1 protein-coding gene is annotated in these 595 nt (G+C 70.6%); it reads left to right on the forward strand.

Annotated elements, in window-relative coordinates; all coding sequences use genetic code 11:
* Positions 1–595, forward strand: a 595-nt coding sequence (locus CKO23_RS25135) for an MFS transporter (RefSeq protein WP_200336327.1), incomplete at both ends; no start/stop codon positions are given.

Raw genomic sequence — 595 nt, forward strand, 5'->3', positions numbered from 1 at the left:
TCTTCACCCTGGGCAATCTGATGGCGGCCGTCTCGACCGACTACGCCATGCTGCTGGTCGCGCGGGTCGTCACCTCGCTGAACCACGGCGCCTTTTTCGGCGTCGGCTCCATCGTGGCCGCCAGCCTGGTGCCGCCCAACCGACAGGCCGGCGCGGTCGCGGCCATGTTCATGGGCCTGACCATCGCCACCGTCGTCGGCGTGCCGCTGGCGGCCTGGGCGGGCGACGTCCTGGGCTGGCGCGCCTCCTTCTGGGCCATCGCCGGCATCGGCCTGATCGTCATGGCCGCCCTGCGCCTGACCCTGCCCAAACTGCCGGCGCCGGTCGGCGGCGACGCCCTGGCGGAGGTGCGCGTCCTGGGTCGCGGCCCCGTTCTGTCGGCCCTGGCCCTGACCGTGATCGGCTCCAGCGCCATGTTCACCGTCTTCACCTATATCGCCCCGATCCTGCATGAAGAGGCCCACGCCTCCATCGGCTTCGTCACCGCCATGCTGGTCGTCTACGGCCTGGGCCTGACGGTCGGGAACTGGCTGGGCGGCAAGTTCGCCGACCGGTCGGTGGATCGCACCCTGATCATCACCCTGGCGTCTCTGGC

This window comes from Thiocystis violacea, from assembly GCF_016583565.1.
In the GTDB taxonomy this organism is placed as follows: domain Bacteria; phylum Pseudomonadota; class Gammaproteobacteria; order Chromatiales; family Chromatiaceae; genus Thiorhodococcus; species Thiorhodococcus violaceus_A.